Source organism: Marinobacter sp. M-5, from assembly GCF_032911545.1.
GTDB lineage: Bacteria > Pseudomonadota > Gammaproteobacteria > Pseudomonadales > Oleiphilaceae > Marinobacter > Marinobacter goseongensis.
This window is the reverse complement of the sequence record NZ_JAWJEK010000001.1, coordinates 269,702-288,552: the sequence shown is the minus strand read 5'-3', so window position 1 is coordinate 288,552 and position 18,851 is coordinate 269,702. Positions and strand designations below refer to the sequence as shown.

Genomic DNA, 18,851 nt, shown 5'->3' with positions numbered 1-18,851 from the left:
CGGCCGGCACGGGCCGATCAGGCCGAAATAATCTGATCCAGTTGTGAATGAATCTCCTGCTCAATGCGGGATCTGAACGGCCGCAACAGCATCCCCAGCTCCAGCCGGATATGCAGGTCGTTGTGGGTGATATTGAGCTGTCCCTTCACGCCACTGCGCTTGAAGCGCAGCACGTCGCCCTCCCACTGATAGTTCACATCAAACTGTTTTGACAGGTCTTCGGCCAGTGTTTCAGCCGCCTGGCGAGCGTGTGCCTTATCCATGGAATGGGCGCGATGAACGTCGATGACAGACATGAATCAGCTTTCTCTGAAAAATTGAAAGGTTTTATAGTTTAAGGGGGTAATAAACTTGTAGCTACCCCCCTAACCGTTAGAATACGGGGTTCAGATTCTGACAGGACATCCCCATGAGCGAGCAACCAACGCCGGCCAGCGAGAACATCGCCAGCTCCGATGCCAATAATGCGGCCAGCCCGTCGGTCAACAACGCCTCCGGCAACCCGCAGGACGACGTCACCCATTTTGGCTTCCGCAATGTGCCGAAAAGCCAGAAATCCGGGCAAGTGGCGGAGGTTTTCCACAGTGTAGCCGGCAAGTACGACATGATGAATGATCTCATGTCCATGGGAATTCACCGCCTCTGGAAGCGCTTCACTATCGAACTCAGTGGCGTGCGACCGGGGCACCAGGTGCTGGATATCGCCGGCGGCACCGGCGACCTGACCATGAAGTTTTCGGACCTGGTAGGCCCCAGCGGCAAAGTGGTACTGGCGGACATCAACGCCTCCATGCTGACGGTGGGACGTGGCCGTCTGGTCGACCGCGGCTATGCCGGCAATATCGAGTACGTTCAGGCCGACGCTGAACACCTGCCGTTTCCGGACAACACCTTCAACGCCGTCTCCATCGCTTTCGGCCTGCGTAACGTCACCGACAAGGATCAGGCCCTGCGGGACATGGAGCGTGTTCTCAAGCCGGGTGGCAAGCTGATGGTGCTGGAATTCTCCAAGCCGACCAATCCGCTGTTGAACAAGGCCTACGACATGTATTCCTTCAGCGCGCTGCCGTTGATGGGCCAGTTGATCGCGGGCGACAGCGAGAGCTACAAGTACCTCGCCGAGTCCATCCGCATGCACCCGGACCAGGATACCCTCAAGGGTATGATGGAGCAGGCCGGGCTGGTGAACTGCAAGTACTACAACATGACCGGCGGCATCGTTGCCCTGCACGTGGGAATCAAGCCCTGATGTTTCCGGGCCCTACTCTGCTTTCCGCCATGACGGCGGTGATCGAGGCTGCGCTGAACCGCGCCCTCGAGCTCGACCCCGCCGGGCGGAAAGCACTGCTGGGTGCCCTGACCGGGCCGGTCCAGTTCTCTCTGACAGCGCCGCTGCCAATGACGCTCACCCTGTTCCCCTGCGGTGAGCGTGTTCAGGTCAGCAGTCAGCCGGTGGACAACCCGGCCCTGGAACTGGCCGGCAAACCCATGGCTTTTGCAGCGCTGGCCAGCGGCGACGACCAGGTGTTCAAAATGGGACGCCTTGAGGTCAGCGGCGATACCGCCCTGGCCCACCAGTTCCAGCGTGCGCTGAACCAGTTACAGCCGGACTGGGAAGCTGCTCTGGCCAATCACCTAGGCGATGTACCGGCGCACTTTGTCGGCCAGCGTATCCGCGGCGCAGTGAAGTGGAGCCGGCAGGCGTTTGCCGCCCTGAACGCCAACATCGAAGAATACGTACATGAGGAAAGCCGCGCCCTGCCCGGCCGGCGGGAGCTGGAGGCCACCTTCGAGGACATCGACCAGCTGAGCCTGCGCACCGAGCGCCTGGCGGCCCGCCTCGCGCAACTTCAGCACGATACCGCCCCCACCCCTGACACCCGACACGAGCCACCGGAGACACCGTGACCCGCCTGCAACGCCTGTTCCGAATTGCCTGGGTATTCTGTCGCTATCGGCTGGACACATTTTTGCCACTGGCCGAGCTGCCCGTCGCCCTCAAGGTGTTGTTCCTGCTGGCGCCCTGGCACCTTTTTCCACAACCGAAACTGAGCCGCGGTGATCGCCTGCGTCTGGCGATGGAGGAGCTGGGCCCGGTGTTTGTAAAGTTCGGCCAGATACTGTCCACCCGCCGCGACCTGCTGCCCGATGACATGGCCGAGTCACTGAAGCACCTGCAGGACCGGGTGCCGCCGTTCCCCAGCGAGTCCGCGCGGGAGATCATTGAGCGCTCTCTGGGCGCGCCGGTCTCCGAGCTGTTCGCCGAGTTTTCCGCCGACCCCATGGCGTCGGCATCGGTGGCGCAGGTTCACGCCGCCACACTGCCCAATGGGCAGAGCGTGGTGGTGAAGGTACTGCGCCCGGGCATTGAGCGGGTGATCAAACAGGATCTCTCGCTGATGTACCTGATGGCGGGGCTGCTGGAGAAATACTGGGCCGAGGGCAAACGCCTGCACCCCCTGGAAGTGGTCGAGGACTACGACGCCACCATTCACGACGAGCTGGACCTGCAACGGGAAGCCGCCAACGCCAGCCAGCTGCGACGCAACTTCGACAACTCATCGCTGATCTACATCCCGTTCATTGACTGGGATTACACCCGCAAGACGGTACTGGTGATGGAGCGCATTCACGGCATCCCTATCGCCGACGTGCCGGCGCTGCAGGCCGCCGGTGTCGATATGAAGGTGCTGGCGGAAAAAGGCGTCGAGATCTTTTTCACCCAGGTGTTCCGTGACAGCTTTTTTCACGCCGACATGCACCCTGGCAATATCTTCGTGGACGTCAGCAACCCGGCGGATCCGAAGTACATTGCAATCGATTTCGGGATTGTCGGCACGCTGGCGCCGGACGACCAGAGTTACCTGGCCCGCAACCTCCTGGCGTTCTTCCGCCGTGACTACCGCCAGGTGGCGCAACTGCACATCCAGTCCGGTTGGGTGCCACCGGATACCCGGGTCAACGAATTCGAGGCCGCCATTCGAACCGTGTGCGAGCCCATCTTCGAGAAACCCTTGAAAGACATCTCGTTCGGTCATTTCCTGCTGCGCCTGTTCCAGACCGCCCGCCGTTTCAATATGGAAGTGCAGCCGCAGCTGGTGCTGCTGCAGAAGACCCTGCTGAACGTGGAGGGCCTGGGCCGCCAGCTCTACCCTGACCTGGATCTGTGGAGCACCGCCCAGCCATTCCTCGAGGCCTGGATGCGTAAACGCATCGGTCCCGCAGGTCTGATCAAGTCATTGCAGACACACCTGCCAGCCTGGCTGGAGCAGTCGCCGGAAATGCCACAATTGGTGCACGACACGCTGGTCCAGTTACGCAGTGCAGGCCCCACGGAGGCACAGAATCGCGCTACACTGGCGCTGCTGCGGGAAAACCAGAAACGGGCGGAAAAACGCTGGCGCCGAACCCTGATCGCCCTGCTCCTGGTGAGCGGAGCCTGGGCCAGCGCCCATTACGAACTTCCGGCCGTGGCGCAATCCATGCCGCCTCTGGGCTGGGCCATGCTTGCGGTCGCCGCCGGGCTGGTTGCCCGGGGCAGCCGGTAACATTTTCAGGATTCACAGAAATGCAAGATTCATCACCTAAAGTCGATAGCCCTGACTGGTTGAACGCCATCCGCTGGAACGCCGACGGCCTGGTCCCTGCCATTGCCCAGGACGCCGCCACCGGCGACATCCTGATGATGGCCTGGATGAACGCCGAATCCCTGCAACTCACCGCGGCGGAAGGCCAGGCGGTCTATTGGTCGCGCTCACGCGGCCAGCTCTGGCGCAAGGGCGAAACCTCCGGCCACCAGCAGGTGGTGTCCGAGATCCGCCTCGACTGCGACGAAGACGTCATCCTGCTCAAGGTGGAACAGAAAGGCGGCATTGCCTGCCATACCGGCCGGCGTAGCTGCTTTTATCGCAAACTGGAAGACGGGCAGTGGGTGACCACCGCATCGGTGATCAAGGACCCGGACAGCATCTACGGAAAGACCAAAGGGAGCACACACAGTGAGTGACGTACTCGAGCAGCTTGCGCAGGTACTGGAAGCCAGAAAAAACGCAGACCCCGACAAGTCCTACGTTGCCAGCCTGCACGCCAAGGGTCTGAACAAGATTCTCGAGAAGGTGGGCGAGGAGTGCACCGAGACCCTGCTGGCAGCAAAAGACGCGGAGCACAACGGCGACACCCGGGAAGTGGTTTATGAAACCGCCGACCTGTGGTTCCACACCATGGTGATGCTTTCACGCCTCGGCCTGGGTCCCAAAGACGTTGTGGACGAGCTGGCCCGCCGGTTCGACCTGTCCGGTCTGGAAGAGAAGGCATCCCGGGGCGAATAATTAGCGGCTACCCCCGAGGGGAATTTCCGCTAGACTGACCCGGTAACGTACAATGGTATGTGACAGAAACATTTAAACGAGGACCCCGTCATGGGCATCAGTATCTGGCAACTTCTCATCGTGCTCGGCATTGTCATCCTCTTGTTCGGAACCAAGAAGCTCCGCAACATTGGCACGGACCTCGGCGGTGCCATTCGTGGCTTCAAGAAGTCCATGAGCGACGACGACAGCAAGCCCGCCGAGCAGGATTCTCTGGAAGGCAAGGACGAGCCCGCGGCCTACAAGGCCGAGGCAGAAGAGAAACCCCGGGACAAGACCACTGGCTGAGACCAAGCTGAATGTTTGATATCGGCTTCCTCGAGCTCCTGATCTGCGGCGTGATTGCGCTGCTTGTGCTTGGCCCCGAACGTCTGCCCACGGCCGCCCGCGCGGCCGGGCGGTGGGTTGGCACTGCCCGCCGCATGGTCACGCAGTTCACCACGGAGCTTGATCGCCAGTTGAAGGCGGAGGAAATCCGGGAAGAGCTGCGCAAAGCCGGGGATGTGGGGCTTGAGGATGTCGAAAAGAGCGTTCGCGGTGCCCTTGACGAGGCCAAGAAGTACGAGCATATGATACTGCCGGACGATCAGACCACCCGACCAAAACCGGCACCGGCCAGCCGGGCGCCTGCTGACGAAGCTGATAAGGCTGACACTCCGGCCAACGACGCCTCGGATACCCGTTCATGACCCAGACGACTGACGGCCAAACCCCGGATGCCCCCACCTCGCACCCGGAAATGCCACTGATCGAGCATTTGCTGGAACTGCGCAACCGGTTACTGAAAATGGTGCTGGCGGTCATCGTCTGTTTTGCCGCCATCTATCCGTTTGCCAACGAGCTCTATCTGCTGCTGTCCCAGCCACTGCGGGAGCTGCTGCCAGTGGGTCAGACCATGATCGCCACCGACATCACCTCACCCTTCTTTGCCCCCCTGAAGCTGGCCCTGGTGCTGGCCGTATTCGTCGCTATTCCGGTGATTCTTTACCAGCTCTGGAGTTTTGTGGCACCGGGCCTGTACGCCCATGAAAAGCGCCTGGCATTTCCGCTGCTGTTCACGTCGGTGATCCTGTTCTATCTCGGTGCGGCGTTTGCGTATTTCGTGGTGTTTCCCCTGGTGTTCGGGTTTTTCACGGCCATCGGACCAGAAGGCATTGTGGAGTTGCCGGACATTTCCAGTTACCTGAATTTCGTGCTGAAGATGTTTTTTGCCTTCGGCGTGGCGTTCGAGATACCCATCGCCACCATCCTGCTGGTGCTTACCGGCGCCACTACCCCGGATGATCTCGCCGCCAAGCGCCCCTACATCGTGGTGGGCTGCTTTGTGATCGGCATGCTGCTGACGCCCCCGGATATCATTTCCCAGACGTTGCTGGCAGTGCCCATGTGGCTGCTGTTTGAGCTGGGCATCATTTTCAGCCGGTTGGCGGTGCGCAAACCGGCTGACACAGAATCGAGCGAAGCAACCGGCGAATGAATCTGGCCTTACTGTTCACCGAAGACTTTGTTGCCGCTGACCGGGCGGTACTGACCGGTCGCCGTCTGACCCACCTCCACCAGGTACTGAAAGTTGCCGAGGGCGATCTGATCCCCGTAGGCCGGGCCGGCGGCAACATCGGTAGCGGGCGGGTACTGCAACTGACAGACACCCGTGCCGAGATTCAGGTGGAACTGACGGCAGCGCCGCCCCCGCCGCTGCCCCTGACCCTGATTCTCGCCATGCCCCGGCCGAAGATGTTCCGCCGCGTCCTTCAGACCTGCGCCACTCTGGGGGTCAAGGACATCTGGCTGATCAACAGCTACAAGGTGGAAAAAAGCTTCTGGCAGACGCCCTGGCTGTCTGCCGAGCACCTGCGCGAAAACCTGACCCTGGGACTGGAGCAGGCGCGGGACACATTAGTGCCGGAAGTTCACATCCGTAAGCTGTTCAAGCCGTTTGTGGAAGATGAGCTGCCGGCGTTGCTGGCGGGGAAGCGGGCGTTGGTCGCCCATCCCGGCACGGCGGCGCCCTGCCCCAGCCATCTCGATCAGCCCGCCGCACTCTGCGTCGGCCCGGAAGGCGGATTCACCCCGTACGAGGTTGGCAAACTGGAAGACGCCGGCTGCGAAGGCGTCCATCTCGGGCGCCGGATTCTGAGAGTGGAAACAGCGGTGCCGGTGCTGGTCAGCCGCCTGTTCGATCCCTGCCGGTAACTCAGGCAGACCGGTCCTGCCACCATGCCAACAGCGGCGTCACCAACGCCACCAGCAAGGCCCCCACCACCAGCCCGAACGCACCGTCCGCGAGCGTCGGGATCAGCATGGCAGTGATGCCACTGAAGCCCTCTGCAAATTGATGTATCGCGTCATAGACCGGCGGCAAACCGTGGGTCAGAATACCGCCGCCGACCAGGAACATCGCGATGGTGCCGAGCACCGAGAGGGTCTTCATCATCCACGGCGCGAGCCACAGAATGCTCTCTCCCAGTTTCCGGGCAACGGCGCTGCCCGTGCGGCTGAGGTACAGGCCGGCATCGTCCAGCTTGACGATGCCGGCAACCAGGCCATAAACCCCCACCGTAATCATGATTGCCACCACCGTCATTACCATAAACTGCATTCCGAATGTCTGTGTTGTGACGGTACCCAGCGTAATCGCGATGATTTCTGCAGACAGGATGAAGTCGGTGCGTATGGCGCCCTTTATCTTGTCTTTCTCCACCGCCCTCATATCAACATCGGGATTCTTCAGGGCTTGATGAAGTTCGGCCTTGTGGTCGTCATCCTCTTGCCGGTGCAGAAACCGATGTGCCAGCTTCTCAAAGCCTTCGAAACAGAGAAAAGCACCTCCCAGCATCAGCAATGGCGTAACCAGCCAGGGTACGAAGAAACTGATGGCCAGGGCTGCCGGCACCAGGATGGCCTTGTTGATCATGGAACCTTTTGCCACCGCCCAGACCACCGGCAACTCCCGCGCCGGCCTCACCCCGGTAACCTGCTGGGCATTCAGAGCAAGATCGTCGCCCAGAACACCGGCGGTCTTCTTGGTGGCGGCCTTGGTCATCAGCGCCACGTCGTCCAGCACAGTCGCAATATCATCGATCAATATGAGAAGGCTACTTGCGGCCATAAAACATTCCCTTGTAGTGTCAAGTCAGGAGGGCAGAACCCGGGGCCTTGGTCAGACATCAAGCCCCATAGCGTCGGCGGCAATGCGGTTTTTTACCGGCCCGAGCTGATTCAACCAGCGCAGGCCGGTGTTACGCAACCAGCGCAGTGGCAGTTCGTCTCGGGCGAAAAGCTGTTTGAAGCCTTCCATGGCCGCCATCATGGTGAGGTTCTCGCCCTTGCGACGGCGCTGGTAGCGGGCCAGCACAAACTCATCCGCAGCCCCAAGACCGGCCTTTCTGGCCCGCGACAGCTCATCCAACAAGGCCCGTACATCGCCGTAACCCAGGTTGGCGCCCTGCCCTGCCAGCGGGTGAATGGTGTGCGCCGCATCCCCTACCAGCGCAAACCCCGGGGCTACGTAATCCTTGGCGTGGCGCTGGCGTAGTGGGAAAGCCAAGCGTCGGGAGACGGATTCGACCGCACCCAACTCACGCTCGATCGCCCGCTCCAGCTCACCGGCGAAGGCCGAATCATCCAATGCCATCAGGCGGCGGGCCTCTTCGGTATCCTGGGACCAGACGATGGAGCAGTAATGTTCATCGCCGTTCTCAGGCAGCAGCGGCAGAAACGCCAGAGGGCCGGTGGGAGAAAACCGCTGCCAGGCGGTAAAGCGGTGACTCTGGACAGTCCGGACCGTGCAGACGATGGCCTGCTGATCATAATCCCATTCACGGGTTGGCAGACCCACCCATTGCCGCAGCCGGGAGTGGGCGCCATCAGCCGCCACGACCAGGTGTGCCGCCAACACGTGGCCGTCCTCCAGAGTGATGCCACGCGGACCCTGAGCACGCGCGTCATCCTGCCACCAGCCAGTCACCTTGACGCCATCGAACAGCTCGACATCGCTGTCCGCAAGGGCCGCAAACAGGCCCCGTACAATATGGCGGTTCTCGATGATGGTACCGAGGGAGCGCGCCTGCAGCTCCGCCGCCTCAAACTGGATGCGGCCGGTGCCGTCACCGTCCCACACCGTCATGGTCTGGTACGGACAATGGCGGCCCGCGGTAATCTCACCCCATACTCCCAACTGTTCCAGCAGGCGCTGACTGGCAGCGGAAATGGCGCTGACCCGCGGTTCGAAATCCTCAACTCCCTGTGCTGCCGCCGGCGCCTGCAACAGCTTCTGGCCCTCACTGCTTTCCACCAGTGCTACCCGCCAGCCTTGGCGGGAAAGCCCCAGCGCCAGCGCCGAGCCCACCATGCCGCCGCCGACCACGAGAATGTCGAAGGTTTGTGATTCAGTCATGGTTCGTCGGTTCCCGGTGAGTGGCGGAAGGATGATCAATCATCGCGCGACGGCCACCGATGCCCATGGCCTTGCGGGCAAACCAGCGCTTGGCGCCCGGCACCAGATCCAGGCCCACCAGGCCGGCATCGCGGGCCAACGCCAGAGGTGGCAGGGATTGCCCGAAAATCCGGATCAGCGAGTCCGAGAACTGAACGGTTTGCTGCCAGTCCTGCTGGTGCAGCGTCTGGTAACGGCGGAGTACAGCCAGGTCGCCGATCGACGCACCCTGAGCCACGGCCAGACGGAACTGCTCCACCAAAGTCATCAATCCACGCAGGGCAAGATTGAACCCTTGCCCGGCCACCGGGTGCAGGGCATGGGCGGCATTGCCCACCAACGCGACCCCGGTGCGCACCGGCTCGTCGACCGTGGTCAGTTTCAGGGGGTAATGATTGCACGCACCGATGCGGGTAAAGCGCCCGAGCCGCCAGCCAAAGCGCTCCTGCAGCCGCCGGCACTTGTCGTCGTCAGGCAGAGCAAGCAGCTCGTCCAGGACTTCGTTGGTCAGGGTCCATACCAGGGCCGACTGGTGGCCGGGACGGCTGGCAGAACCGTGCGGCAGCAGCGCCATCGGGCCCGCGTCGGTGAAGCGCTCGAACGCATGAAACCGATGACTGTCTGCGGTGGACACATTAGCGATCAGCGCATGCTGGCCGTAGTCGTGGGTCCGGGTCTGGAAGCCGAGGGTGTCGCGCAGGCCGGAGCGGCCGCCATCCGCCACCACCAGGCACTGAGCGGTCAGCTCCCGGGTTGCCTCGCCGGACCGCACTGACACCCTGACGCCTTCCGCCAGCGGCGTCATATCCACCACCTCGGCAGGGGCTTCCCACTGTACTCCGGTGTCCAGCAGCTCTCGCATCAGGCACAGCCCCATCCAGCGGTTGTCGGCCACATAGCCCAGCGCCGCCTGACCGTGTTCCGCCGCGTGCAGACGCGTGGCACCGAAGCGACCGCGGTCAGATACGTGAATATGTTCAATCGGGGTGGCGTGCGCCGACAGCCTCGACCAGAGCCCCAGTTGCTCGAAGATCAGCCGCGAGCCCCAGGCCAGGGCCGTGGACCGGGCGTCGTAGCTGGGCTGGTAGCTCTCCGGCAGGGCGTCGGGCGACAACGGGAACGCCTCGACCACGGTCACCCGCAACGAGGGCACCACTTTCGCCAGGGCCAGCGCCAGGGTTGCGCCGGCCAGACCGCCCCCGGCAATGACAAGATCGGTATCGGTTCGGGTCACCGGGTCAGTCCGCCATCAGGGTTTCAATCTCGGCGACGGTCTTGGGCACGGCCTCGGTCAGAACCCGGCAGCCGTCTTTGGTCACCACCACATCATCTTCTATGCGAATGCCGATGCCGCGCCACTTCTCATCCACGCTGGTGTTGTCCGGCGCAATGTAAAGACCCGGCTCCACCGTGAGCGCCATGCCCGGCTCCAGCTGCCGCCAGGCGTCGCCCACCTTGTAGTCGCCCACATCATGAACATCCAGCCCCAGCCAATGACCGGTGCGATGCATGAAGAAGGGTTTGTACGCCTCACTGGCAATCGCGTCATCCACGGTGCCGGACAGCAACCCCAGATCAATCAGGCCCTGGGTCAGTACCCGCAGGGCCGCCTCGTGGGGGTGGTTCCAGTGGTTGCCGGGGCGCACGGCATCAATGGCCGCGTACTGGGCCGACAGCACCACTTCGTACAGCGCTTTCTGCTCCGCACTGAACCGCCCGCTGACCGGGAAGGTGCGGGTGATGTCGGAGGCATAGCATTCCAGCTCACAGCCCGCATCAATCAGCACCAGGTCGCCCGTTTTCAGCGGCGCGCTGTTTTCGATGTAGTGCAGGATACAGCCGTTGGCGCCGGAACCCACGATGGAGGGGTACGCCGTAGTGCGGGCACCGTGCGCCATGAACGTATGGATCAGTTCGGCTTCCAGGTTGTATTCGTGACCGCCCTTACGGGCGCGCTGCATCGCGCGGCAATGAGCCTCGGCACTGATTTCGCCGGCTTTCGCCATCACTTTGACTTCGCTCGCGCTTTTATAAAGCCGCAGGTCGTGGAGCAGGTGTTCCAGGGCCACAAATTCCCCCGGCGGATGGGCACCCGCCCGTACCTTGCTGCGGATCACTTTGACCCAGTCCATCACCCGGGCGTCAAAGTTGTGGTCCTTGCCCAGCGGGTAATAGACCCGGCTGCGACCCTCAATCATGCCCGGCAGAATGTCGTCAATGTCGGCAATGGGAAAGGCGTCGTCCAGCCCGAACGTCTCGATAGCGCCCTCCGGGCCGGCCAGGAAACCGTCCCAGAGCTCTTTCTCCGGGTTGCGCTCCTTACAGAACAGCACCGATTCGCCGTGTTCACGGCCGGGAATCAGTACCAGCACGGCCTCAGGTTCGCCGAACCCTGACAGGTACTGGAAATCGCTGTCCTGACGGAACGGATGCAGTACATCGCGGTTGCGCACGCATTCCGGCGCTGCCGGGACGATGGCAATGCTGTCCGGTGCCATCCGCTCCATCAGTCGGCGACGGCGATCGGCAAATTCTTTAACGGGTATCATTGACGGCATAATGTCTCCTGCAGGCAGGTACCTGCTCAGTGCAGTGTCGGAGTATCGGCGGCCGGTCTCTCTGGCGGATTGAATTCGGTAAACACCGCCAGCGCGCCCAGGCGCACGTATTCCACTATCTCGATCAGCTGGTGTTCGCTTTCGTCGTCCGGTTCCTCGTCTTCGGACACCTGGCTGATGGCAACCATATCCTCGATCAGCTCACGAATCTCGTCCGGGGCCTGACCCAGGGACTCGCCCGCCGACAGTGCCATACCTTCGAGAAACCCGCGCACCCAGGAGGTTAACGCTTCCAGACGCTGGTCGATGGCGTAATCGTCATCCGGCAGCAGCGGGTGGAAACTCATGTCGGCGGCTTTCAGCAACGCCAGGGTCTGGTCGTAGGCGGCCCGCATGAATTCCTTGAGACCGTCGGACTCCCCGGTCGCGGTCTCCGGCAGGCCCATGTGCTCGCACACCATGGCGAGCCATTCTGATTCATCTATACGTGCACCGGCGGCAAGCCGCCCACACAAAACACCGTGCAACTCGGACGGGTGACTGAAGGCTTTGTGGGCGGTGAACATATTGGCCCAACGCTCAAAAGCGGCGGCGCGGGCGGCACCGGTTGTGTCGGTTTCTGACATGAGAAAGGCGCTTACCTGTTTCACTGAATTTAGGGGACTATCGTAGCATCGGGGCGGATCGAAGGCACTCGCCCTCTTGATTCCCGACCCGATCCGATCAATTATGTTATAACATATCAAAATATCCCGGACGGACTTGCCATGAACACCAAGCATCCCCTGCGCCACACCCTGCCCGCCTGCCTCAGCCTGACGGTGGCTGTACTGGGTGCCAACGCCCTCGCGACCGAGAACCCCGGCGCCCACCGCCACGGCCACGCTCAACTGCAGGTGGCGGTTGAGGCCAATCGAGTGGACCTGATCTTCACCTCACCGGCTCACAACCTCGCCGGTTTCGAGCGCGACGCGCGAACCCCCGAGGAAGAACAGCGCCTCGAGGACATCGCGGAATGGCTGAGCTCACAGCCACTGGTGGACGTGAACGCAGGCTCATGCACGGTGACCGCGGCCGAGGTTCACGCTTCCGGTGCCCCCCATGACCGGCACCACCAAGACCATCACGACCATCACGACCATCACGAGCATGACGATGACGGTCACGGACAGGAAGGTCATCGGGAGTACGAGGTAACGCAACAACTCGACTGCAGCGACATGAGCGCAGATCAGACATTCACGGCCGAGGTGATGGCCAGATTCCCGGAGATCGAGGTGCTGTCGGTGCAGTGGGTAAGCGAAACCGCACAGGGCAGCGCGCGACTGGAGGGCGGTCAGACCGGCTTTAGCCTGGGAGACTGAAGCCGGGGCCAGCTGCCTTATTCCTGGTAGCGTTCGACCTTACTGGCAACCACGGAATAGGAGGACTTGGCAACGTCGTTCTCGGTATTCTGCACCACCAGTTCGCCCTCAATCCAGACCGGATCGTAGAGTGCCTCGAGGGTAAAACCTTCCTTGTACTTCACGTGGATAATCTGGTTGGGCGGTGGTGGCGGAACATGGATACAGGCGCCGTAATAAGGCACCAGGAAGAACTCCAGAATGCGCATGTCATCAGTGGTTTTCAGCGGTACCACAAAACCGGGAATCCGGCCGGTAACGCCGTCCATTTCCGGCACCACGCGACCGGTCATGATTTCATCCGGCAGCGTCACCGGACCGTCTCCATCATGCTCAATTTCTGGCATACTCTCGAGCAGATTAAGGTCCTCTTCCGGCATCAGTTCCAGCCAGTCTATTTCACGATCGGCCGCATTCGCGATACCCAGGGCACCGGCCAGCACTATCGCCAACAGACCTTGCGCGAGTCGAGTACCACGACCGGAAGAAGTAAGCGTCAACATTGCCAGAAACATAAAAACCGCCTGCCTGTGAATGAATGGGCAGATCATACACCGAATGAGCGCATGCGCACATGACGTCCGAGACATCCATGCCGCCCGACGGTTCCGCCGCGGTACGCACCCGTGACCTGATCTATCGGTGGCCCAAAAGCCACACCAGCCTGCACTTTCCCGATCTGGAACTGAACGCCGGCAGCCACCTGTTCATCAAGGGCGCCAGCGGCAGTGGCAAAAGCACCCTGCTGAGCCTTCTCGGCGGCATGCTGCGTCCGGCATCCGGTTCCATTTCACTGCTGGGCCGGGATCTTGGCCCGCTGAGCAACGGTCGGCGGGATCGTTTCCGCGCCGACCACATGGGCGTGATCTTCCAGCAGTTCAACCTGGTGCCTTACCTCTCGACCCTGGCCAATGTCACCCTGCCCTGCCGGCTGTCACCCCAACGCCAGCAGCGGACCCACCCCAGTGCCCGCGCAGAGGCCACCGCCCTGCTGCGGGATCTGGCGATTCCCGAGAGCCACTGGCAACAGCCGGTCGGCCGTCTCAGCGTTGGCCAGCAACAACGGGTTGCCGCTGCGCGAGCATTAATCGGGCAACCGGAGCTTATTCTGGCGGACGAGCCTACGTCCGCCCTGGACGCAGACAACCGTGACCGTTTCATTGACGTGCTGCTGACTCTGGCGCACCGGTCGGCGTCGTCGGTGATTTTTGTCAGTCACGACCGGAGCCTGGCACGCCATTTTGACCAGGAGCTGGTGCTGGAGGTATGCCCATGAGACTTCGCCTCGCCCTGTCACTGGCATGGGCCAGCCTGTGGCATCGCCGCCGGGTGCTGGCGCTGGTCACCCTGACCCTCACCCTCAGCGTTACCCTGCTGCTCGGCGTGCAATACCTGCGCACCGAGGTGCGGCAATCCTTCTCCAACACCATTTCCGGAACCGACCTGATTGTCGGCGCCCGCAGTGGCCAACTGAACCTGCTGCTGTACACCGTGTTCCACATCGGCGACGCCACCAACAACATCCGCTGGTCAACCTATCAGGGCCTGACCGACGATGCGCGAATTGACTGGGTGGTGCCGCTGTCTCTCGGGGACAGCTACCGCGGGCACCGTGTGGTGGGCACCGACCGGGGCTTTGTCGAGCATTTCCGCTTTGGCCGGGAGGAAGCCCTGAGCCTGAGCCAGGGTGAATGGTTCGGGGACGTGTTCGACGTGGTGCTGGGTGCCGATGTTGCTCGCCAGCACCAACACGCACTGGAAGACGAGCTCATCCTGTCCCATGGCGGCGGCCGCACCAGCTTCTCCAATCATAAAGACACCCCGTTCACGGTGACCGGCATATTGGCGCCCACCGGCACACCGGTGGATCAGGCGGTGTACATCAGTCTGGAAGGCATGGAAGCCATGCACATTGGCTGGCAATCCGGCGTTGCCATCCCGGGTCGCACCGTGACCCGGGAGGAGGCGCGGAAACGGGATCTGACGCCCTCCTCCATCACCGCAGCGCTGGTGGGCATCGAGCGCAAAGTGATGACATTCCAGGTTCAGCGCCAGATCAACGAGTTCCGTGACGAGCCGCTGTCCGCCGTGTTGCCGGGCGTCGCCCTCAGTGAGCTCTGGCGCATCATGGGACAGTTCGAGCGGGCCCTGCTGGGGATCACCGGTTTTGTCGTCGTGACCAGCCTGATCGGCCTGATCGCGGTGCTGCTCACCCTGCAGGCCCAGCGCGGGAGGGAAATTGCCATCCTCCGCGCCACCGGGGCATCACCGTCACTGGTGGCGGCACTGCACGTAATCGAGTGCGTCACCCTGGCGGCGATCGCCTGCCTGCTGGCACTGGCGCTCAGTGCTGGCGGCCTGGCCCTGATCAGCCCCTGGCTGCTGGAAAACCATGGCATTCAGATCGGTTTGCGCCCACTCGCGCCCACCGAGTGGCTGATCCTGGCCACCGTACCTGCCACGGCGGCGCTGGTGGGACTGATTCCGGCGCTGCAGGCCTGGCGGCAAAGCCGCCATCACGGACTCAGTCATGGCAGCGACGGATAATCACCGCCTGAGGTGACATCGGTCACGCATCCGGGGCCATGACATCCCTGTAAATTGACCGACTTGCAGTCCACACTTATAGTTGTTAGCACCAATCACAACAGGCGTTGACCTAATCATGGAACAGTCCGAACTACAGGCATTGGCGGACAAACTGGACAAGCTCATCGAGCGCTGTCGCAAACTGGAATGCGATAACGCCGCGCTCAGAGAGCTGCAGGATGACTGGAACCGGGAACGAGCCCAACTGATGCACAAGAACGATCTGGCGAAAAACAAGATCGAAGCCATGATAGGTCGCCTGCGGGCCCTGGAGCACCACTGATGGCCAAACAGCAGCCCACCACCGTTGAGGTGAAAATCCTCGATAAGGAATACCTGGTCGCCTGTCCGGACGAAGCGCGGGACGCCTTGCTGCAGTCCGCCCGGCACTTGGACAGCAAAATGCGGGAGATCCGCGCCAGCGGCAAAGTCTTCGGAACCGAACGCATTGCCGTGATGGCCGCCCTGAACATCACCCATGATCTGCTCGAGCAGGACACCATGTCAGGCGCCGCCAGCGCTATCCTCGAGGCTATGGACGACAAGCTTGATGACGCCCTCGGAGAAAGCTCCGGCCAATAATTCGTTACATTCCGACAGGATTCAGGTGTTGCAATGGGCCCCGCCCGTACCCTTATAATGACAACAACTTCCTGGGCTGTTCGCTGGTCGGGTACGTCCTCGAGCCGATGCGCATTACCCAGGTGGCTACTCTAGGGCATTGTGAGCACGTCCCCCGCGGGGGAAAGCCTAATATGTCACAGCGGCCACCGACCTTGAACTTTGGGTTCAAGGGCCACATCCGATAACGGCAGCCCGGGAAGCTTTATTTTGAGCCAGTTTATCGCCCCCGATCCCTTCGATTCAGACCCCGACAAACCTTCCCGCACCCGCCTTCGCAGGCAACTCAGGCAGCAACGCCGGTCGCTGACTGCGGAACAGCAACAACGTGCCGCCGAAAATCTTGCTCTGAATCTGCTGGGCAACCCGGATCTGCATCGCGCGAGACATATTGCCGTGTACCTGCCCAACGATGGCGAAATCGACCCGCACACCTACCTGACGGTGGCCCGACGCAAGGGCGTTCAGTTCTATCTGCCAGTGCTTCACCCGATTCATCCGGGCCGTCTGGTGTTCAGTCCCTACCACGATGGCATGGCACTGTTCAGTAACCGCTTTGGCATCCCCGAACCTGCATTTCGCCACGGCCTGAGACGACCGCCCTGGGCGTTGGATGCCGTGCTGTTTCCGCTGGTGGGGTTCGACGAATCAGGAGGAAGGCTGGGAATGGGGGGAGGTTTCTACGACCGGACGTTTGCTTTTACCCGGGTTCGGCCGAGGCTGGCGCCCAAGCTGATCGGCCTTGCCCATGATTTTCAGAAGGTGTCTGCGCTGCCCGTTGAGCCCTGGGATGTTCCACTGCACAGCGTGGTCACTGACCGTTGCTGCTACCGAGTCCGCTAGCGATTTTCCGGCCGCACAACGGGGGCTGTGTCCGCGCTGCTGACCAGCACGCCTGCTGCGGACGTCGTGCTGCGCTTGTCTTCAGAAGCCTGCAATGACGTAAATGCGGTGATCGCCAAACCAATCGCGAAAACCAGCAAAATGGCCCGAATGCTGTCAGGCTTGTGTTCCATGGTGCGCTTCTCCAAATCCCAGCAGGGTAAAGACTCGATAAATCAGCGGACTATTGTAGTTTTTTAACAATTTGACGAAAGATTAACACGCATCCTGATATATACAATTCCACACAGATTAAAATTTTGTAAGGCAATCTGCCAGTTGGCCTTCGGCAAACCGGACAGCCCCAAACCTTGCGGCGAATGATATCGCCCGTCCGGGGCGCACGGGGCCTGCCCCGCACACTCTTACTCCGCAATATCAGGCCTGACCGTTGCCGGCACCCAGAAACAGCTGATACGCCTCGTTATCCGTCATGTTCTCGTAACGGAAGCCTACCTTGTCGAGCATCGCCTCGAAATCCGTCAGGTCCTCATCGTCCACCTGGGCGCCCAGCAACACTCGGCTGTAGGCCGCGCCATGGTTGCGGTAGTGGAACATGGAGATGTTCCAGCGGGTGCCCAGAGACATCAGGAACTTGAGCAACGCGCCCGGGCGCTCCGGGAATTCGAACTGGAACACTTTCTCATTGGAAATGGATGGCGCGTGGCCGCCCACCATGTGACGGACGTGTTGCTTGGCAAATTCGCTGTCAGTGAGGTCCACCACTGAATAACCGGATTCACGCAGATCCTGAACCAGCTCGTCGCGGCCCAGACCGCCCGCCTGGATCTGGATGCCCACGAAAATGGTGGCGTTCTTGCTGTCCGCGTAGCGGTAATTGAATTCGGTGATGCTGCGCTTGTGCAGGGCGTTGATGAACGTTTTGAACGCGCCCGGCTTTTCCGGGATGGTCACGGCCAGAATCGCCTCCCGCTTCTCACCGATTTCGGTGCGCTCGGAAATGTAGCGCAAGCGGTCGAAGTTCATGTTGGCGCCGCTCAGGGTGACCGCGAGATTCTCACCCTCAATCTGCTCCCGCTCGATGTACTTTTTCACTCCGGCAACGCCGAGCGCGCCCGCCGGTTCGGCGATGGAACGGGTGTCCTCGAAGATGTCCTTGATGGCGGCGCAGATCTCGTCAGTGGAGACCGTGATCACTTCGTCCACATAATCCTTGCAGATTTCCCACGGATGCTCACCGATCTGCCTGACCGCCACGCCATCGGCAAAAATACCCACCTCGTCCAGCACCACACGCTCACCGGCTTTCATGGCGGCTTGCAGACAGTTGGAATCATCCGGCTCCACACCGATGACCTTGATTTCCGGGCGCAGATACTTGATGTAGGCAGCCATGCCGGCGATCAGACCGCCGCCGCCCACACAGATAAACACCGCATGCAGCGGCTTGGTGAACTGCCACATCAGTTCCATAGCAACGGTGCCCTGACCGGCAATCACGTCCGGGTCGTCGTAGGGCGGAATGTAGGTGTAGCCGTGTTTCTGAATCAGCTCCTGGGCGTGTGCCGCGGCCTCATCGAAGGCATCGCCCTTGAGCACAACCTTGGCACCGTGATCCCGCACCGAGCGCACCTTGATATCCGGCGTGGTTTGCGGCATCACAATCACTGCCTTGATACCCAGATTCTTCGCCGCCAATGCCACGCCCTGGGCGTGGTTGCCCGCGGACGCACAGATCACGCCTTTCGCTTTCTGCTCTTCCGAGAGCTGCACAATCCGGTTGTAGGCGCCGCGGATCTTGAAAGAAAATACCGGCTGAAGGTCCTCACGCTTGAGAAAAATCTGATTATTGAAGCGTTTGGAGAGGCTGCGAGCCTCGGTCAGCGGTGTTTCGATGGCCACGTCGTAAACCCGGGCATCGAGAATTTTCTTGATATAGCGTTGCGGCATGGGTCCGTCCGGAAATTGGATTGAATGTGAGTCGGGTTAAAACCGGGAAGTGCGCTGGAAAAACGCACAGTGTAGAAACTTAAGC

24 protein-coding genes and 1 other RNA gene are annotated in these 18,851 nt (G+C 61.3%); 16 read left to right on the top strand and 9 right to left on the bottom strand.

The window, feature by feature from the left end; genetic code table 11:
- Positions 1-17: 17 nt before the first annotated feature.
- Entirely contained in the window at positions 18-296 is a 279-nt protein-coding gene (locus tag R0125_RS01305; RefSeq protein ID WP_317236864.1) for a polyhydroxyalkanoic acid system family protein, read from the bottom strand.
- Positions 297-409: 113 nt separating this feature from the next.
- On the opposite strand from R0125_RS01305, the gene ubiE reads away from it, so the two are divergent.
- From ubiE to R0125_RS01260, 9 genes are all read left to right on the top strand, one after another.
- Positions 410-1,249 (top strand): bifunctional demethylmenaquinone methyltransferase/2-methoxy-6-polyprenyl-1,4-benzoquinol methylase UbiE, encoded by an 840-nt coding sequence (gene ubiE, locus R0125_RS01300; RefSeq protein WP_317236863.1) that lies wholly within the window; start codon positions 410-412, stop codon positions 1,247-1,249.
- Positions 1,249-1,908 carry an SCP2 domain-containing protein gene (locus R0125_RS01295; RefSeq protein WP_317236862.1) on the top strand — a complete coding sequence of 220 codons (660 nt, stop codon included), beginning with the start codon at positions 1,249-1,251 and terminating at the stop codon, positions 1,906-1,908. The genes ubiE and R0125_RS01295 overlap by 1 nt, the downstream gene beginning before the upstream one ends.
- Positions 1,905-3,548 (top strand): ubiquinone biosynthesis regulatory protein kinase UbiB, encoded by a 1,644-nt coding sequence (gene ubiB / locus R0125_RS01290; RefSeq protein ID WP_317236861.1) that lies wholly within the window; start codon positions 1,905-1,907, stop codon positions 3,546-3,548. Before R0125_RS01295 ends, ubiB begins: the two co-directional genes overlap by 4 nt.
- A gap of 20 nt (positions 3,549-3,568) precedes the next feature.
- On the top strand, positions 3,569-4,006 hold the full coding sequence (hisI, locus tag R0125_RS01285; protein WP_317236860.1) for a phosphoribosyl-AMP cyclohydrolase: 438 nt from the start codon (positions 3,569-3,571) through the stop codon (positions 4,004-4,006).
- On the top strand, positions 3,999-4,328 hold the full coding sequence (locus R0125_RS01280; protein WP_317236859.1) for a phosphoribosyl-ATP diphosphatase: 330 nt from the start codon (positions 3,999-4,001) through the stop codon (positions 4,326-4,328). The genes hisI and R0125_RS01280 overlap by 8 nt, the downstream gene beginning before the upstream one ends.
- A gap of 90 nt (positions 4,329-4,418) precedes the next feature.
- The gene (tatA, locus tag R0125_RS01275; RefSeq protein WP_248181454.1) at positions 4,419-4,655 is read left to right on the top strand and encodes a twin-arginine translocase TatA/TatE family subunit; all 237 of its coding nucleotides are present in this window, start codon (positions 4,419-4,421) and stop codon (positions 4,653-4,655) included.
- Positions 4,656-4,666: 11 nt separating this feature from the next.
- Positions 4,667-5,056 carry a Sec-independent protein translocase protein TatB gene (gene tatB, locus R0125_RS01270; RefSeq protein ID WP_317236858.1) on the top strand — a complete coding sequence of 130 codons (390 nt, stop codon included), beginning with the start codon at positions 4,667-4,669 and terminating at the stop codon, positions 5,054-5,056.
- On the top strand, positions 5,053-5,844 hold the full coding sequence (gene tatC, locus R0125_RS01265) for a twin-arginine translocase subunit TatC (RefSeq protein ID WP_317236857.1): 792 nt from the start codon (positions 5,053-5,055) through the stop codon (positions 5,842-5,844). Before tatB ends, tatC begins: the two co-directional genes overlap by 4 nt.
- On the top strand, positions 5,841-6,560 hold the full coding sequence (locus R0125_RS01260; RefSeq protein WP_317236856.1) for a 16S rRNA (uracil(1498)-N(3))-methyltransferase: 720 nt from the start codon (positions 5,841-5,843) through the stop codon (positions 6,558-6,560). Before tatC ends, R0125_RS01260 begins: the two co-directional genes overlap by 4 nt.
- Before the next feature lies 1 nt (position 6,561).
- Here R0125_RS01260 and R0125_RS01255 read toward each other — a convergent pair whose 3' ends face one another.
- From R0125_RS01255 to R0125_RS01235, 5 genes are read right to left on the bottom strand one after another with little or no spacing between them, the layout of a single operon-like run.
- Entirely contained in the window at positions 6,562-7,476 is a 915-nt protein-coding gene (locus tag R0125_RS01255) for a DUF808 domain-containing protein (RefSeq protein WP_317236855.1), read from the bottom strand.
- Between the two features lie 51 nt (positions 7,477-7,527).
- Complete coding sequence (locus R0125_RS01250; protein ID WP_317236854.1) at positions 7,528-8,763, bottom strand: FAD-dependent oxidoreductase; 1,236 nt, start codon at positions 8,761-8,763, stop codon at positions 7,528-7,530.
- Positions 8,756-10,036, bottom strand: coding sequence for a 2-octaprenyl-6-methoxyphenyl hydroxylase (gene ubiH, locus R0125_RS01245; protein WP_317236853.1), 1,281 nt, complete (start codon positions 10,034-10,036; stop codon positions 8,756-8,758). Before ubiH ends, R0125_RS01250 begins: the two co-directional genes overlap by 8 nt.
- 4 nt (positions 10,037-10,040) lie before the next feature.
- Positions 10,041-11,360 (bottom strand): Xaa-Pro aminopeptidase, encoded by a 1,320-nt coding sequence (pepP, locus tag R0125_RS01240; RefSeq protein WP_248181463.1) that lies wholly within the window; start codon positions 11,358-11,360, stop codon positions 10,041-10,043.
- A gap of 26 nt (positions 11,361-11,386) precedes the next feature.
- Positions 11,387-11,986, bottom strand: a complete 600-nt coding sequence (locus R0125_RS01235) for a UPF0149 family protein (RefSeq protein WP_317236852.1) — start codon at positions 11,984-11,986, stop codon at positions 11,387-11,389.
- A gap of 141 nt (positions 11,987-12,127) precedes the next feature.
- On the opposite strand from R0125_RS01235, the gene R0125_RS01230 reads away from it, so the two are divergent.
- The gene (locus R0125_RS01230) at positions 12,128-12,724 is read left to right on the top strand and encodes a ZrgA family zinc uptake protein (protein ID WP_317236851.1); all 597 of its coding nucleotides are present in this window, start codon (positions 12,128-12,130) and stop codon (positions 12,722-12,724) included.
- Between the two features lie 17 nt (positions 12,725-12,741).
- On the opposite strand, the gene R0125_RS01225 is transcribed toward R0125_RS01230, so the two are convergent.
- Positions 12,742-13,278 carry a DUF3299 domain-containing protein gene (locus R0125_RS01225; RefSeq protein ID WP_317236850.1) on the bottom strand — a complete coding sequence of 179 codons (537 nt, stop codon included), beginning with the start codon at positions 13,276-13,278 and terminating at the stop codon, positions 12,742-12,744.
- A gap of 59 nt (positions 13,279-13,337) precedes the next feature.
- Between R0125_RS01225 and R0125_RS01220 the strand changes: the two genes are divergently transcribed.
- From R0125_RS01220 to R0125_RS01195, 6 genes are all read left to right on the top strand, one after another.
- The gene (locus tag R0125_RS01220; protein ID WP_317236849.1) at positions 13,338-14,039 is read left to right on the top strand and encodes an ABC transporter ATP-binding protein; all 702 of its coding nucleotides are present in this window, start codon (positions 13,338-13,340) and stop codon (positions 14,037-14,039) included.
- A complete protein-coding gene (locus R0125_RS01215; RefSeq protein ID WP_248181470.1) occupies positions 14,036-15,310 on the top strand; it encodes an ABC transporter permease in 1,275 nt (424 codons plus the stop codon). Before R0125_RS01220 ends, R0125_RS01215 begins: the two co-directional genes overlap by 4 nt.
- Positions 15,311-15,428: 118 nt before the next feature.
- Positions 15,429-15,635: a TIGR02449 family protein gene (locus R0125_RS01210; protein WP_317236848.1), complete on the top strand. Its 207-nt coding sequence runs from the start codon at positions 15,429-15,431 to the stop codon at positions 15,633-15,635.
- Entirely contained in the window at positions 15,635-15,934 is a 300-nt protein-coding gene (locus R0125_RS01205) for a cell division protein ZapA (protein WP_248181472.1), read from the top strand. Before R0125_RS01210 ends, R0125_RS01205 begins: the two co-directional genes overlap by 1 nt.
- Before the next feature lie 65 nt (positions 15,935-15,999).
- Positions 16,000-16,179, top strand: a non-coding RNA gene (ssrS, locus tag R0125_RS01200) — 6S RNA.
- Between the two features lie 4 nt (positions 16,180-16,183).
- Positions 16,184-16,816: a 5-formyltetrahydrofolate cyclo-ligase gene (locus R0125_RS01195; protein WP_248181474.1), complete on the top strand. Its 633-nt coding sequence runs from the start codon at positions 16,184-16,186 to the stop codon at positions 16,814-16,816.
- Here the strand turns inward: R0125_RS01195 and R0125_RS01190 are convergent.
- The gene (locus tag R0125_RS01190; RefSeq protein WP_248181477.1) at positions 16,813-16,989 is read right to left on the bottom strand and encodes a hypothetical protein; all 177 of its coding nucleotides are present in this window, start codon (positions 16,987-16,989) and stop codon (positions 16,813-16,815) included. The genes R0125_RS01195 and R0125_RS01190 overlap by 4 nt on opposite strands.
- A gap of 244 nt (positions 16,990-17,233) precedes the next feature.
- Complete coding sequence (gene ilvA, locus R0125_RS01185; protein ID WP_248181479.1) at positions 17,234-18,766, bottom strand: threonine ammonia-lyase, biosynthetic; 1,533 nt, start codon at positions 18,764-18,766, stop codon at positions 17,234-17,236.
- Between the last annotated feature and the right edge of the window lie 85 nt (positions 18,767-18,851).

What these genes read in the sequence shown, in the direction of transcription:
- R0125_RS01305 (WP_317236864.1), bottom strand. Translation starts at nt 296, where the DNA reads ATGTCTGTCATCGACGTTCATCGCGCCCATTCCATGGATAAGGCACAC.
- ubiE (WP_317236863.1), top strand. Translation starts at nt 410, where the DNA reads ATGAGCGAGCAACCAACGCCGGCCAGCGAGAACATCGCCAGCTCCGAT.
- R0125_RS01295 (WP_317236862.1), top strand. Translation starts at nt 1,249, where the DNA reads ATGTTTCCGGGCCCTACTCTGCTTTCCGCCATGACGGCGGTGATCGAG.
- hisI (WP_317236860.1), top strand. Translation starts at nt 3,569, where the DNA reads ATGCAAGATTCATCACCTAAAGTCGATAGCCCTGACTGGTTGAACGCC.
- tatA (WP_248181454.1), top strand. Translation starts at nt 4,419, where the DNA reads ATGGGCATCAGTATCTGGCAACTTCTCATCGTGCTCGGCATTGTCATC.
- tatB (WP_317236858.1), top strand. Translation starts at nt 4,667, where the DNA reads ATGTTTGATATCGGCTTCCTCGAGCTCCTGATCTGCGGCGTGATTGCG.
- tatC (WP_317236857.1), top strand. Translation starts at nt 5,053, where the DNA reads ATGACCCAGACGACTGACGGCCAAACCCCGGATGCCCCCACCTCGCAC.
- R0125_RS01260 (WP_317236856.1), top strand. Translation starts at nt 5,841, where the DNA reads ATGAATCTGGCCTTACTGTTCACCGAAGACTTTGTTGCCGCTGACCGG.
- R0125_RS01255 (WP_317236855.1), bottom strand. Translation starts at nt 7,476, where the DNA reads ATGGCCGCAAGTAGCCTTCTCATATTGATCGATGATATTGCGACTGTG.
- R0125_RS01250 (WP_317236854.1), bottom strand. Translation starts at nt 8,763, where the DNA reads ATGACTGAATCACAAACCTTCGACATTCTCGTGGTCGGCGGCGGCATG.
- pepP (WP_248181463.1), bottom strand. Translation starts at nt 11,360, where the DNA reads ATGCCGTCAATGATACCCGTTAAAGAATTTGCCGATCGCCGTCGCCGA.
- R0125_RS01235 (WP_317236852.1), bottom strand. Translation starts at nt 11,986, where the DNA reads ATGTCAGAAACCGACACAACCGGTGCCGCCCGCGCCGCCGCTTTTGAG.
- R0125_RS01230 (WP_317236851.1), top strand. Translation starts at nt 12,128, where the DNA reads ATGAACACCAAGCATCCCCTGCGCCACACCCTGCCCGCCTGCCTCAGC.
- R0125_RS01225 (WP_317236850.1), bottom strand. Translation starts at nt 13,278, where the DNA reads ATGTTTCTGGCAATGTTGACGCTTACTTCTTCCGGTCGTGGTACTCGA.
- R0125_RS01220 (WP_317236849.1), top strand. Translation starts at nt 13,338, where the DNA reads ATGACGTCCGAGACATCCATGCCGCCCGACGGTTCCGCCGCGGTACGC.
- R0125_RS01215 (WP_248181470.1), top strand. Translation starts at nt 14,036, where the DNA reads ATGAGACTTCGCCTCGCCCTGTCACTGGCATGGGCCAGCCTGTGGCAT.
- R0125_RS01210 (WP_317236848.1), top strand. Translation starts at nt 15,429, where the DNA reads ATGGAACAGTCCGAACTACAGGCATTGGCGGACAAACTGGACAAGCTC.
- R0125_RS01205 (WP_248181472.1), top strand. Translation starts at nt 15,635, where the DNA reads ATGGCCAAACAGCAGCCCACCACCGTTGAGGTGAAAATCCTCGATAAG.
- R0125_RS01190 (WP_248181477.1), bottom strand. Translation starts at nt 16,989, where the DNA reads ATGGAACACAAGCCTGACAGCATTCGGGCCATTTTGCTGGTTTTCGCG.
- ilvA (WP_248181479.1), bottom strand. Translation starts at nt 18,766, where the DNA reads ATGCCGCAACGCTATATCAAGAAAATTCTCGATGCCCGGGTTTACGAC.